This is a genomic window from Buchnera aphidicola (Takecallis taiwana), from assembly GCF_039355125.1.
Taxonomy (GTDB): Bacteria; Pseudomonadota; Gammaproteobacteria; order Enterobacterales; family Enterobacteriaceae; genus Buchnera_L; species Buchnera_L aphidicola_AG.
Genome location: NZ_CP134979.1, coordinates 164,886 through 178,312, shown reverse-complemented (window position 1 = coordinate 178,312; position 13,427 = coordinate 164,886). Strand labels below are relative to the sequence as shown.

Sequence of the window (13,427 nt, the reverse complement as noted above, 5' to 3'; positions counted from 1 at the left end):
TTATAAATTGTAATTTTAAAATTGATCATTATAATAATGTATTTAAAAAATATATTTAAATCATTTCACCTAATTCAAATCGAATAAACTGTAAAATTTTTGTATCATGTATACTAATAAAATCTTTAATTTTCTGATTAACTTCAAACACACAATTTTGTTCTAATAAACATATATTATCAATAAATTTCTCTATTTGGCCATTAACAATTTTTTTTGCTATAGATAACGGTTTACCTAAACGTGCAGTAATTTCTGATTGTATATTACGCTCTTTTTCTATAATTGCATCAGGTATATCATGACGCGATAAGTAGTCAGGATTATTAGCTGCAATATGCATAGCAACTTTTTTAATAACATCCACTTTTTTAGAGTTTGATTGTACTAATACACCAATTTTATTTCTATGCACATAACATTCAATATATTTACCGACAATAAAACAAAATCTCCGAATTAAAATATTTTCACCAAACTTGGAAACCAACATAATACGCTTTTCTTCTAATAATGCCTGTAATATAGATATATCTTTAATCTTATTTTTATGTATATAAAGTAACGCTTCTGAAGAAAAATTTAAAAAATCCGGATGTTTTTCAACAAAATCTGTTTCACAATTCAATTCTATCATATATGCATATTTGTTTTTTATAACATATGTCGCAACTACACCTCGAGAAGCAATATTCGTAATTTTATTTTCTGCTTTAATCTGTCCATTTTTTTTTAAAATAATAATAGCTTTTTTAATATCGCCATGAGCAGCAATTAAAGCTTTTTTACACTCCATAATACCAATTCCTGATTTTAATCTTAATTCTTTTACAAGATCAGTAGTAATATGCATAACATATTTCCTTTTTATTAACATTAAAACACATGTATTATAAATCAAATATCTAATCCAATATAGAATAAAAATACTAAATCATGATATTTCAGACTAATCTATATATTCAATTGAAGTATTATTATTACGTTGTTCATGTTTAGTAGATATAAAATTAAACACTGTTTTTAAATACAAGGTTATAGCACGCATTGCATCATCATTACCAGGAATTACAAAGTCAATACCATCCGGATTAGAATTGGTATCTACAACAGAAAAAACTGGAATACCTAAATTATTTGCTTCTTGAATTGCAATGCGTTCATGATGTGCATCAATAATAAAAATTACATCAGGTAATCCGCCCATATGTTTAATACCACCTAAACTATTTTCTAGTTTTAGTAATTCTCGCATTCTAATTAAACCTTCTTTTTTAGTTAACTTGGATAATGTACCATCTTGTACTTGTCCTTCTAAATCCTTCAAACGCTGAATAGACTGACGAACAGTTTTCCAATTTGTCAGCATACCACCCAACCATCTTTTATTAACATAAAACTGATCACAATTAATTGCTATATTTTTAATAATATCACTAGCAAATTTTTTTGTCCCAATAAATAAAATCTTACCTTGACGAGAATGAATTTTCCGTAATTCTAATAAAGCAGTATAAAACATAGACATTGTTTTTTCTAAATTAATAATGTGTATTTTATTACGCACACCAAAAATGAATGGTTTCATTTTAGGATTCCAATAACGTGTTTGATGTCCAAAATGCACACCCGCTTTTATCATATCATGAATAGAAATCATCTTAACGATTCTCGCTCCTATAAGTTTAAAAATATAGATATTGTAGTTATAATAGATTGATCAAAAAAAAATAATAATATATATTTTATATTAATAATATATTATTATCAATAATCTAATCATAATAAATAGAAATGAATATATTTAGAATACATGATAAAAAATTAATTTATTGAATATATATTTTATTATAAATTATATTTTATCACAGATAGTAAAACAATTTTAATATTTTAACGATACAAATATACTTGAATAAACCAATATAGCAAAAAAAATGAATATTCATATTAAAAATCAGCAAGAAATTAACAAAATGCGAATATCTGGCTATTTAGCAGGTGAAGTATTAAGAAAAATAGAACCATACGTTATACCTGGTACCACAACTGAAAAATTAAATCAAATTTGTCATAATTATATCATTCAAAAAAAAGCAATACCAGGTTGTTTAGGTTATCTTGGTTTTCCAAGTTCTATTTGTATTTCAGTAAATGAAATCGCTTGTCATGGTATTCCAAATAAAAATAAAAAACTAAATAACGGAGATATTGTCAATATCGACGTAACAGTAATAAAAAATCAATATTATGCTGATACAGCAAAAATGTTTATTGTAGGAAAAACACACAAGATAGCATATGAATTATGTCAAGTTGCAAAGAAAAGTCTATATAGAACATTTCCAGTAATTAGACCCGGTCTACCAATTAGTATTATTGGACAAACAATACAAAACTATGTCAATACAACACCATTTTCCATTGTTAAAGAATATTGCGGGCATGGTATTGGTACGACATTTCATGAACAACCGTACATTTTACATTATAATTATCATGAAAATAAAGTTTTTTTTAAACCAGGTATGATATTTACTATAGAACCGATTATTAATGCTGGAAATAAAGAAGTATTTTGTATGGACGATAATTGGACAATTTGTACAAAAGACTACAGTTTATCTGCACAATATGAACATACTGTACTTGTAACTGAAAATGGTTGTGAAATATTAACAAAAAGAAAAAATGAAAAAATACAAAAAATATATTTTAATAAAAAAAAATAAAAAATTATTATATATCTTTTTATATCACGGTTAAATACAAATAGAGCAAATATTTATGGAAGAATTGAAACGAATTATTGAGCAAGCATTTGAAAAAAAAAATCAACTTAATAATAAAAATATTGATACTAAAACTTATAATGCAATCGAACAAGCGATTAATCTTCTTGACTGTGGAATATTAAAAATATCAGAAAAAAGCGCCGGCACTTGGATAACACATCAATGGTTAAAAAAAGCTATTTTATTATATTTCTGTATCAAAAAAAATAAAATCACTACCGGTTTAAAAAATACTTTTTACGATAAAATTGATTTAAAATATCAAAATACCTCTAAAGAAGAATTAAAAAAAAACAATATTCGTATTGTACCACCAGCAACAATACGAAAAGGTGCGTTTATCGCTAAAAATACTGTACTCATGCCGTCCTATATTAATATTGGTGCATATGTAAATGAAGGAACTATGATCGATACATGGAGTACTGTAGGATCTTGTGCATATATCGGTAAAAATGTACACTTATCTGGAGGAGTTGGAATAGGCGGGGTATTAGAACCTATACAAAATAATCCTACTATTATTGAGGATAATTGTTTTATTGGAGCAAGATCAGAAATTGTTGAAGGAGTTATTATAGAAGAAGGATCAGTAATTTCAATGGGTGTATATATTGGACAAAGTACAAAAATTTACAATCGAAAAACAGATGAAATAATATATGGTAGAGTTCCCGCAGGATCTGTAGTTGTACCAGGTACATTACCAGCTAAAAACAAAAAATATAACTTATACTGCGCCGTTATTGTAAAACAAGTCAATACTAAAACTTTAAAAAAAATAGAAATCAATCAATTATTACGTGACCTTAAATAAAATTCATACATATATTCAGATCCGAAAAAAATAATGGATCTGAACAATTAAAATATTCCCTACAATCAAGGAAGATAAAAAATTTATTATAATTATAAAAAAAATATTAATATACGATACGTAATATTACATATTAATTTCTATAATAGAAGGAGATATAATGGAATTATTATCAGGATCAGAAATGGTAATTCGTTCATTAATTGATCAAGGAATAGAATATATTTTTGGATATCCTGGAGGAGCAGTATTAGATATTTATGACGCATTAAAAAACAATGCTTATATCAAGCATATATTAGTTCGACATGAACAAGGCGCAACACATATGGCTGATGGATATGCGCGATCAACAGGAAAAACAGGGGTCGTATTAGTTACATCAGGACCTGGAGCGACAAATGCAATTACAGGAATTGCTACAGCTTACATGGATTCTATCCCTATGGTAATTATTTCTGGTCAAGTAGATTCTGCATTAATTGGGTATGACGCATTCCAAGAATGCGATATGCTTGGCATTTCTAGACCAATTGTTAAACATAGCTTTTTAGTTACAAAAACTGAAGATATTCCTGTAATTTTTAAAAAATCATTTTGGTTAGCTAATACCGGTCGTCCAGGACCGATAGTAATTGATCTACCAAAAGATATTTTAAGTAAAAATAATAAAAAAATTTATTCTTGGCCTAAAACTGTTTATATCCGATCATACAACCCAGTAATAAAAGGCCACCAAGGTCAAATAAAAAAAATAATAAATATCTTATTACATGCTAAAAAACCAATTATATATATTGGTGGAGGTATTATATCTTCGAATAGTTCGCAAGAGATAACAAAAATAGCAGAAATTTTAAATATTCCAGTCACAACATCACTTATGGCACTTGGTGCATTCCCAGGTAAACATACACAAAACTTAAATATGTTAGGTATGCACGGAACATATGAAGCTAATATGGCTATGCATCACTCTGATGTAATTTTTGCGATTGGTGCCCGTTTTGATGATCGTACTACAAATAATTTAAATAAATATTGTCCAAACGCAAAAATTTTACATATAGATATTGATCCAACATCAATATCAAAAACTGTCAGAGCTGATGTACCAATTGTCGGTGATGCAAGAAAAATATTAAAAAATATGCTTAAACTCTTATATCAAAATAAGAAGTCTATTATAAACCATCGTTTAGAAAAATGGTGGCAATGTATTCATAAGTGGAAAAAACAAAATAGTTTAAAATATGATAAAAAAAGTACAAAAATTAAACCACAATGTGTAATAGAAACATTATGGTACTTAACTAAAGGTGATGCATACATCACATCTGATGTTGGGCAACACCAAATGTTTACAGCATTATACTACCCATTTAATAAACCAAGAAGGTGGATCAATTCAGGCGGTTTAGGTACTATGGGGTTTGGATTACCAGCAGCATTAGGCGTTAAGTTAGCGTTTCCTGATGAAATTGTTATTTGTATCACAGGTGATGGTAGTATACAAATGAATATACAAGAATTATCTACTGCGATGCAATATACACTACCAATACTAATTTTAAATTTAAATAACAGCGCTCTAGGTATGGTAAAACAATGGCAAGATATAATTTATTCTGGCCGACATTCTCACTCATATATGAAATCATTACCTAATTTTATTCAATTATCAGAATCCTATGGGCATATAGGAATGTTAATTAATCGACCTGAAGAAGTAGAAAAAAAATTAAAAATAGCATTAAAGAAAATACTAGATGGTCATTTAGTATTTGTAGATATTCATATTGATCACACTGAAAATGTTTATCCTATGCAAATTAAAGGTGGAGGAATGAACGAAATGTGGCTAAGAAAATAAGGATAATATATGAAACACATGTTATTGATATTATTAGAAAATGAACCAGGATCTCTATCAAGAGTAGTAGGATTATTTTCACAACGCGGGTATAATATAGAAAGTATTACTGTATCTCCCACTGAAGACATTACAATTTCAAGCGTTACAATACAAACGAATGGTGATACAAAAACAATTGAACAAATTGAAAAACAATTACATAAATTAATAAATGTACTCAAAGTAACTCAAATTAATCAAAACCATTATATTGAAAGAGAAATTGCATTAATTAAAATACAAAACTCAGGTTATGCATTAGAACAATCCAAAATTATTATAGATACTTTTAATGGTAAAATTATTGATATTATACCAAATATATATACAATTGAACTTACAGGATCCAGTAAAAAAATAAATATATTTTTAAATATAATAAAAAAAATATCTACAATAATCGAGATATCACGTTCAGGTATTATTGGCATAGTACGAGAATCGGCAATTTTTTAATTTTTAACTATAATTTTCAAATATGAAAATACTTGATTATGAATATAAAATTACATACAACAGTTTTGTTAAATGAAGCTATACAATCCTTAAAAGTCAAAAAAAACGGAATATACCTAGATGGTACTTTCGGTGCTGGTGGACATTCTAAAAAAATATTGGAAAAATTAGGAACAACAGGTAAATTATATGCAATTGATCAAGATCCATACGCTGTGACAATAGCTAAAAAAATATGCGATGATAGGTTTTATATAATACCAGGAAATTTTTCACATGTAGACATATTATTGAAAAAACATCACTTATATAAAAAAATTGACGGGATAATATTAGATTTGGGAATGTCTTCTATGCAACTCATATCTGCAAAAAGAGGATTTTCATTTAATATAAACGGCCCTCTAGATATGCGAATGAACCCTAATAATGGTATATCAGCTCACGAATGGATTAATACTAGTCATGAGAAACATATTTATTATGTTTTAAAGTCATTTGGAGAAGAAAGATTTGCAAAAAAAATAGCAAATAAAATTATAATACAAAGAAAAAAAAAACCTATTTCAACAACATTTGAATTATCAAACATTATTCAATCTATTATACCAAAACAAAAACATCATAAACACCCAGCAACTAAAAGTTTTCAAGCAATCCGTATTTTTATTAATCAAGAATTACAGGCATTACAAATTTTTTTAAATAAAGCTTTAAATTTTTTAAAGCACCAAGGTCGAATCTCTGTTATTAGTTTTCATTCTTTAGAAGATAGAATTGTAAAACAATTTATAAACCAATATAGTCAAAAACCAAATATTCCATATAATCTACCAATAAATGAAAAACAAATTAATCAAATATGTCAGATCCAATTAAAAAAAATTAATAGAATTTTTCCAACTAATCAAGAAATAAATAACAATTTCAAATCAAGAAGCGCTGTTTTAAGAACAGCAGAATTTCATGAAACAAATTACATTAATCAACAAGTTATATGAATGTAATATAACAAAAATTTTTAATATATAACACACAATAACATCAATATAAATATATCAGTTTTTCTCAAAAGTCATAGGTTAAATGAATTATGATAAAAAAAAACAATCAAATCATCGCAGGAATCGACGTTGGAACGACCAAAATAGTTGTTTTAATAGGAGAAATTTCGGTTAATCAAGTAATTAATATCATCGGAATAGGCCAATACCCTTCTAAAGGAATAGATAAAGGTAATATAAACAACTTACAATCTTTAATATCTTGTATTAAAAAGGCCATATATGAAGCTGAAACTATGGCTGAATACCGTATTTCATCTATATATGTTTCCTTATCAAATGAATACCTTAAATGTAAAAATGAAATCGGTATTGTCCCTATTGATAATAAAGAAATTACACATCAAGATATAAAATACGCGATATACACAGCCCAATCAATTAAACTTGGTCATGACTATAAAATATTACATGTTATCCCTCAAGAATATATAATTGATAAGGAATATGGTATAAAAAATCCTATTGGATTGTCAGGTTGTAGAATGAAGGCAAAAGTACATTTAATCACTTATAAACATATTTTTAAAAAAAACTTAGTTAAAGCAATACAATCTTGTAATATTCAAGTTGAAAAAGTAGTATTTTCTGGAATTGCATCTAGTCAAGCAGTATTAACATTTTCAGAAAAACAGTCCGGTGTCTGTATGATAGATATCGGAGGAGGAAGTATTAATATTGTTATATATTTTAATGGATATATTCAATATAGTCATGTATTACCATATGCAGGTAATACTGTAACGAACGATATAGCATATGTTTTTAATACATCTTTTCAAAATGCAGAAATAATTAAAAAAAAATATGGTTCAACAATATTAACATCACTAACAGCATCAGAATTAATTGAAATATCTAATCTATATGATATTAATACAAAAACCATTCAAAATGATATTCTAATACAAGTAATCAACTCACGATATACCGAATTATTTACAATGATTAATGAAATGATTATAAAAATACAAAATCAGCTATATCATTCAAGTCAATCATATATATTAGGATCTGGAATTGTATTAACTGGAGGTGGGGCACAAGCGAAATCACTAAAAATATTAGCAAAAAAAATATTTAATACACAAGTACGTATCGGTATACCATTAAAAATTAAAACGTATAATGATAAAATTATTCAACCAAATTACGCAACAGTAATTGGACTATTAAAATACGGTTCTAAAATATATAATCATCATAAAAAACAATTTCATAAAACAACAATTTTAAAAAAATTATTCTGTTATGTACAGAATTGGGTTAAAAAAATAATATAAATAAAATAATTTTAAAATTATAAATAGGAAAAGATCATGTTTGATGCAAGTGCATTAAGTAATGAAGCAATAATTAAAGTATTAGGTATTGGAGGAGGCGGAGGAAACGCTGTTGAACATATGGTTAGGGAAAAAATTGCAGGAGTAGAATTTTTTGCAATTAATACCGACGCACAAGCACTAAAAAAAATAGAAGTTGAACAAACCATCCAAATCGGTAGTAATATTACAAAAGGATTAGGAGCAGGTGCAAATCCTGAAATCGGAAAACATGCTGCAGAAGAAGATCGAGAAGCAATAAATTCTGCATTAGAAGGAGCAGATATGATATTTATAGCTGCTGGGATGGGAGGAGGGACCGGAACCGGTGCCGCACCAATTGTCGCTTCTATTGCAAAAGAAATGGGTATTTTAACAGTAGCTGTCATTACTAAACCATTTACTTTTGAAGGAAAAAAAAGAATGATTTTTTCCGATGAAGGTATTTTAGAACTTTCAAAATACGTTGATTCCCTGATCATTATTCCAAACGATAAATTGCTAAAAGTATTAAATAGAGGTATTTCTCTTTTAGATGCATTCAGCGCAGCAAATAATGTATTAAGAGGAGCTGTACAAGGTATTGCTGAATTAATTACAAAACCAGGATTAATGAACGTGGATTTTGCAGATGTTAGGACAGTAATGTCAGAGATGGGATATGCTATGATGGGTACTGGGTTATCTTCTGGAGATAACCGAGCAGAAGAAGCCGCAGAAATTGCTATATCAAGTCCATTATTAGAAGATATCGATTTATCAGGAGCGCAAGGAGTATTAGTAAACATTACAGCAGGAATAGATTTAAGACTTGATGAATTCGAAACTGTTGGAAATACAATACGATCGTTTTCATCAGATAATGCAACAGTAGTTATAGGAACATCATTAGACCCGGAAATGAATGATACTTTACGTGTTACAGTGGTTGCAACAGGCATTGGTACGGAAAATCAAATAAAAAATAACATACCATTAAACACAACAAATCAACATCAAGAAAAAATATCTACAGATTATCGTTATCAAAATTTTAATTCAGGTATTAAGAAAACATACCAAAAAAATATAAATCGTAAAAATATTGAAATTAACAAAAATAATAAAATAAAATCAAATTATTTAAATATTCCTTCTTTTTTAAGAAAAAAATAAACTTCAATAAAATAATAAATAATATGATAAATCAATTAAAACCAAAATTAAAATTTACTACTCTAGCAAAAAATAAAATTAAAATATTAATTAATAATAATCTTAATTTAAAGTTTCGAATTTATATTATTGGTGGAGGATGTAATGGTTTTCAATATAAATTTAAAGTAGATAACAACATTTATACTAATGATATTATTATCAAAAAACAATTTACTATTGTTATTGACGCAATTAGTTTACAGTATCTCCATGGCGGAATTATCGATTATCAAGAAAACTTATCAGGGTCTAAATTTACAGTATCAAATCCAAATGCTAAAACAACATGCAGTTGTGGTGCATCATTTAGTATATAGTATATGTATATGAAAATATATGAAAATCGGTATTATTTATGCAATGAAAAAAGAAATGAAAGCATATTATTATGCTTTTAAAAAACTTAAAAAAATACAAAGTAGCATATATGGAATTAACATATATGTATCACATTCTAATAAAATTTTTTTTATACAATCAGGAATAGGTAAAGTTTCTAGTAGTATCGCATGTACGATATTAATATATATATATAAAGTGAATATTATTATTAATATCGGATCAAGTGGAACATTAAAATCATATATTAATATTAATGATGTAATCATTGGAAGTAAAATTGCTTACCATGATGTTAATGTAACAAGTTTTAACTATACAGTAGGTCAAATACCAGGATTTCCTAAAATATTTAATACAAATAATTTTTTAAGAAATCAAATTAAAACAATACTATATAATTACAACATAACGTTCTGGGAAGGTTTAATTGTAAGTGGTGATACCTTTATTAACCATAATAATCATATCAACAATATAACTAACAATTTTACTGATATCATAGCATTAGATATGGAATCTGCTGCTATTAATCAAGTATGTTTTCAGCATAATATACCAGTGCTTATTATAAAAATTATTTCAGATTTTGCTACAGAAACAGCACCATCTATATTTAAAAAAAATATAAAAAATCTATATTTAAAATTATATAATATTATTCATGATTATATTCAAATCATACAAACATGCTCTAAAATCATAACATATGTATAATTATGATATGAAATTATAAAGAATTATTTGAATAATCAAAACAAATAATTCTTTATTATAAACAGTAAAAATTTATAAAATAAAAACATTAGTGTTTTAGGTTAGCTTTAGAATTCATTAAATCAGTGATCGTACCTTGTAAGATTTGGGCTGTTAATCCTATAGATTCAGATAACGTAGGATGAGCATGAATTGTTAAAGCAATATCTTCGATATCACAACCCATTTCTATAGCAAGTGTAATTTCAGACAATAATTCACCTGCATGTCTGCCAACAATAGCACCACCGATAATTTGCCGAGTATCTTTATTAATAATTAATTTTGTAACACCATGTTTACAATTTGAAACAATTGCCCGACCAGAAACATTCCATGGGAATACTGCAGTTTCAATATTAATGTTTTTTTTTCTTGCTTCATATTCATTTATACCAGTCCAAGCAATTTCTGGATCAGTATAAGATACTGCAGGAATCGTAATTGGATGAAAATAATGTTTATAACCAGCAATAATTTCTGAAACAATATGACCTTGATGTATCCCTTTATGTGCTAACATTGGTTGCCCTGTAACATCACCAATTGCATACACATTAGGTACATTAGTACGGAATTGATCATCAATTTTAATAAAATTATTTTCATCTACATCTAAACCAATATTATCTAATAATAAAGTTTGTATATTCGGTTTTCTACCAATAGCAACTAAAACTGCATCATACGATGCTTTTATTTTATTTAATTTATTACATAACGTCACTACCACTTGACCATCTTGTACAGTAAGATTATTAAAATTGGTTTCCAGTAAAATATTAAAATCATTTTTTACTGCAGAAGTAAATACTTTTACAACATCTCTATCTAAAAAAGGTAAAATTTGATCACATCGATCAATAATATCGACTTGAGAACCAATTGTACTATAAAATGTAGCCATTTCTAATCCAATAATACCTGATCCAATAATTAGTAATTTTTTTGGAATAGTATTTAAAGATAATGCATTTGTTGAATCCCAAATACAAATATTATCATATGGTATATGTGGCAACATAATCGATTTAGATCCAGTAGAAATAATGACATGATCGAAATGCACATTAATTTTTTCTGTTTGATTGACAACTAGAACTGTATTTTTATTAACAAAACTACCAATACCATATAATATATTAATCATTCGGCTTTTTGCCATATGTTTCAAGCCGTTAGCTAAATTATTAATAATATTTTTTTTTTGTTTTTTAATTAAACTAAAATTGATCTTAGGATTATTAAAGTAAACACCGTATTTAGATATTTCTTGTGTTTCTTTAATAACTTTTGCAATATGTAATAAAAATTTTGATGGAATACAACCAACATTTAAACATACGCCACCCAATGAATTATGTTTTTCAATCATAGCGGTTTTTAATCCTAAATCAGCACTCCTAAATGCCGCTGTATACCCCGCAGGTCCAGCTCCAATAACTAAAACTTGTACGTGAATATCACGAATCATATTTATCCTTAAAAATAATATATATAATACAGTATAATAATAAATATTTTTTAGTAATTATGCTGTTTATTTAAAACAAACATATATTACATTTTATTATATTTATACTAATAATAATCTCACATCCGATAATAATGTATTTATATAAGAAATAAATTTTGCACCTTCTGCTCCATCTATAATACGATGATCATAAGATAATGCTATAGGTAAAATTAATCTTGGAATAAATTCACTACCATTCCAAATAGGTTTGTAAGAAAATTTTGAAACGCCTAAAATAGCTGCTTCAGCGGCATTAATAATTGGAGAAAAAGCAGTCCCTCCTATACTACCCAAACTAGAAATCGTAAAACAACCACCCTGTAAATCAGAAAATTTTAATTTCCCTAAACGGGCATACTTGGATATATGATATATCTCGCATGCAATGTCAGATAAATTTTTATTTTTAACATCTTTGATTACTGGAACAAGTAATCCATGAATAGTATCTACGGCAATACCAATATTAATATATTTTTTTAAAAATATAACTTCTTGGTTATGAGAAATTGTACTATTTAAATAAGGAAATTTCTCTAATCCTTTAGTAATAGATTTCACAATAAACGCTAACAATGTTATTTTTTTTTCTTTCACCGTTATACGATCATTATATTTAATACGAAACGCTTCTAAATCTGTAATATCAACTTCATCAAATTGTGTAACATGCGGAATAGTTGACCAATTTAAACATAATAAACTTCCTGAACGTTTTTTAATCTTACTTAACTGAATCTCTTCTACTTCGCCAAACCGACTAAAATCAAAATTATATACATGGTCATACTTTTTTGATAAATTGTTATTATTAAGATTGTTCTCTAAATAATTATCTAAATCATCCTTCAGGATTCTATTTTTTCTACCCCTTCCATTAATGTTTCTCAAATCAATATTTGACGCACGTGCTAAACGCCGTACTAAAGGTGAAGCGTGTATTATAACATCATGAGTATCGATAACTTTTGTATGGTTTGGAGTATCATTTAATTCAGGTAAAGGATCGTCTATAGTTTCTAAAATTATAATAATAGAATCTTGATGCACAATATCTGTTACTTTTACTTTAATTTCTTTAACTTTTCCATGATGGGTTGAAGGAATTTCCATAGAAGCTTTATCACCTTCTATGACAAGTAAACTTTGTTCTTTTTCAACAATATCATTGACATGTACTAAAATATCGATTACTTCTGCTTTCTCTATACCAATATCGGGAATTTTGATTACAATATCCACTCAAT

13 protein-coding genes are annotated in these 13,427 nt (G+C 26.9%); 9 read left to right on the top strand and 4 right to left on the bottom strand.

All coding sequences use genetic code 11. The features are described from left to right. Window positions 1-55 precede the first annotated feature (55 nt). Together tsf and rpsB are read right to left on the bottom strand one after the other, a co-directional pair. Window positions 56-853: a translation elongation factor Ts gene (gene tsf, locus RJT54_RS00795; RefSeq protein WP_343128333.1), complete on the bottom strand. Its 798-nt coding sequence runs from the start codon at window positions 851-853 to the stop codon at window positions 56-58. Window positions 854-949: 96 nt separating this feature from the next. Next, window positions 950-1,660 (bottom strand): 30S ribosomal protein S2, encoded by a 711-nt coding sequence (gene rpsB / locus RJT54_RS00790; protein WP_343128332.1) that lies wholly within the window; start codon window positions 1,658-1,660, stop codon window positions 950-952. A gap of 277 nt (window positions 1,661-1,937) precedes the next feature. On the opposite strand from rpsB, the gene map reads away from it, so the two are divergent. The 9 genes from map (at window position 1,938) to RJT54_RS00745 (ending at window position 10,622) form a co-directional block, all read left to right on the top strand. Beyond that, entirely contained in the window at window positions 1,938-2,732 is a 795-nt protein-coding gene (gene map / locus RJT54_RS00785) for a type I methionyl aminopeptidase (RefSeq protein ID WP_343128331.1), read from the top strand. A 55-nt stretch (window positions 2,733-2,787) separates the two neighbouring features. Beyond that, complete coding sequence (gene dapD / locus RJT54_RS00780; protein ID WP_343128330.1) at window positions 2,788-3,612, top strand: 2,3,4,5-tetrahydropyridine-2,6-dicarboxylate N-succinyltransferase; 825 nt, start codon at window positions 2,788-2,790, stop codon at window positions 3,610-3,612. Window positions 3,613-3,772: 160 nt separating this feature from the next. Next, complete coding sequence (locus tag RJT54_RS00775) at window positions 3,773-5,485, top strand: acetolactate synthase 3 large subunit (protein WP_343128329.1); 1,713 nt, start codon at window positions 3,773-3,775, stop codon at window positions 5,483-5,485. Between the two features lie 9 nt (window positions 5,486-5,494). Continuing rightward, complete coding sequence (gene ilvN, locus RJT54_RS00770) at window positions 5,495-5,983, top strand: acetolactate synthase small subunit (RefSeq protein ID WP_343128328.1); 489 nt, start codon at window positions 5,495-5,497, stop codon at window positions 5,981-5,983. Window positions 5,984-6,021: 38 nt separating this feature from the next. Continuing rightward, on the top strand, window positions 6,022-6,984 hold the full coding sequence (gene rsmH, locus RJT54_RS00765) for a 16S rRNA (cytosine(1402)-N(4))-methyltransferase RsmH (RefSeq protein ID WP_343128327.1): 963 nt from the start codon (window positions 6,022-6,024) through the stop codon (window positions 6,982-6,984). Window positions 6,985-7,076: 92 nt separating this feature from the next. Next, window positions 7,077-8,330: a cell division protein FtsA gene (gene ftsA / locus RJT54_RS00760; RefSeq protein WP_343128326.1), complete on the top strand. Its 1,254-nt coding sequence runs from the start codon at window positions 7,077-7,079 to the stop codon at window positions 8,328-8,330. A gap of 36 nt (window positions 8,331-8,366) precedes the next feature. Further along, a complete protein-coding gene (gene ftsZ / locus RJT54_RS00755) occupies window positions 8,367-9,524 on the top strand; it encodes a cell division protein FtsZ (protein ID WP_343128325.1) in 1,158 nt (385 codons plus the stop codon). Between the two features lie 23 nt (window positions 9,525-9,547). Next, a complete protein-coding gene (erpA, locus tag RJT54_RS00750; protein ID WP_343128324.1) occupies window positions 9,548-9,883 on the top strand; it encodes an iron-sulfur cluster insertion protein ErpA in 336 nt (111 codons plus the stop codon). 19 nt (window positions 9,884-9,902) lie between these two features. After that, on the top strand, window positions 9,903-10,622 hold the full coding sequence (locus RJT54_RS00745) for a 5'-methylthioadenosine/adenosylhomocysteine nucleosidase (RefSeq protein WP_343128323.1): 720 nt from the start codon (window positions 9,903-9,905) through the stop codon (window positions 10,620-10,622). An 88-nt stretch (window positions 10,623-10,710) separates the two neighbouring features. Here the strand turns inward: RJT54_RS00745 and lpdA are convergent, their stop codons facing one another. Both lpdA and RJT54_RS00735 read right to left on the bottom strand, forming a co-directional pair. Next, window positions 10,711-12,135, bottom strand: a complete 1,425-nt coding sequence (lpdA, locus tag RJT54_RS00740; RefSeq protein ID WP_343128322.1) for a dihydrolipoyl dehydrogenase — start codon at window positions 12,133-12,135, stop codon at window positions 10,711-10,713. Between the two features lie 102 nt (window positions 12,136-12,237). Further along, on the bottom strand, window positions 12,238-13,422 hold the full coding sequence (locus tag RJT54_RS00735) for a 2-oxo acid dehydrogenase subunit E2 (protein WP_343128321.1): 1,185 nt from the start codon (window positions 13,420-13,422) through the stop codon (window positions 12,238-12,240). Between the last annotated feature and the right edge of the window lie 5 nt (window positions 13,423-13,427).

Coding starts and splice junctions, on each gene's coding strand:
- tsf (WP_343128333.1), bottom strand. CDS start 853: ATGCATATTACTACTGATCTTGTAAAAGAATTAAGATTAAAATCAGGA.
- rpsB (WP_343128332.1), bottom strand. CDS start 1,660: ATGATTTCTATTCATGATATGATAAAAGCGGGTGTGCATTTTGGACAT.
- map (WP_343128331.1), top strand. CDS start 1,938: ATGAATATTCATATTAAAAATCAGCAAGAAATTAACAAAATGCGAATA.
- dapD (WP_343128330.1), top strand. CDS start 2,788: ATGGAAGAATTGAAACGAATTATTGAGCAAGCATTTGAAAAAAAAAAT.
- RJT54_RS00775 (WP_343128329.1), top strand. CDS start 3,773: ATGGAATTATTATCAGGATCAGAAATGGTAATTCGTTCATTAATTGAT.
- ilvN (WP_343128328.1), top strand. CDS start 5,495: ATGAAACACATGTTATTGATATTATTAGAAAATGAACCAGGATCTCTA.
- rsmH (WP_343128327.1), top strand. CDS start 6,022: ATGAATATAAAATTACATACAACAGTTTTGTTAAATGAAGCTATACAA.
- ftsA (WP_343128326.1), top strand. CDS start 7,077: ATGATAAAAAAAAACAATCAAATCATCGCAGGAATCGACGTTGGAACG.
- ftsZ (WP_343128325.1), top strand. CDS start 8,367: ATGTTTGATGCAAGTGCATTAAGTAATGAAGCAATAATTAAAGTATTA.
- erpA (WP_343128324.1), top strand. CDS start 9,548: ATGATAAATCAATTAAAACCAAAATTAAAATTTACTACTCTAGCAAAA.
- RJT54_RS00745 (WP_343128323.1), top strand. CDS start 9,903: ATGAAAATCGGTATTATTTATGCAATGAAAAAAGAAATGAAAGCATAT.
- lpdA (WP_343128322.1), bottom strand. CDS start 12,135: ATGATTCGTGATATTCACGTACAAGTTTTAGTTATTGGAGCTGGACCT.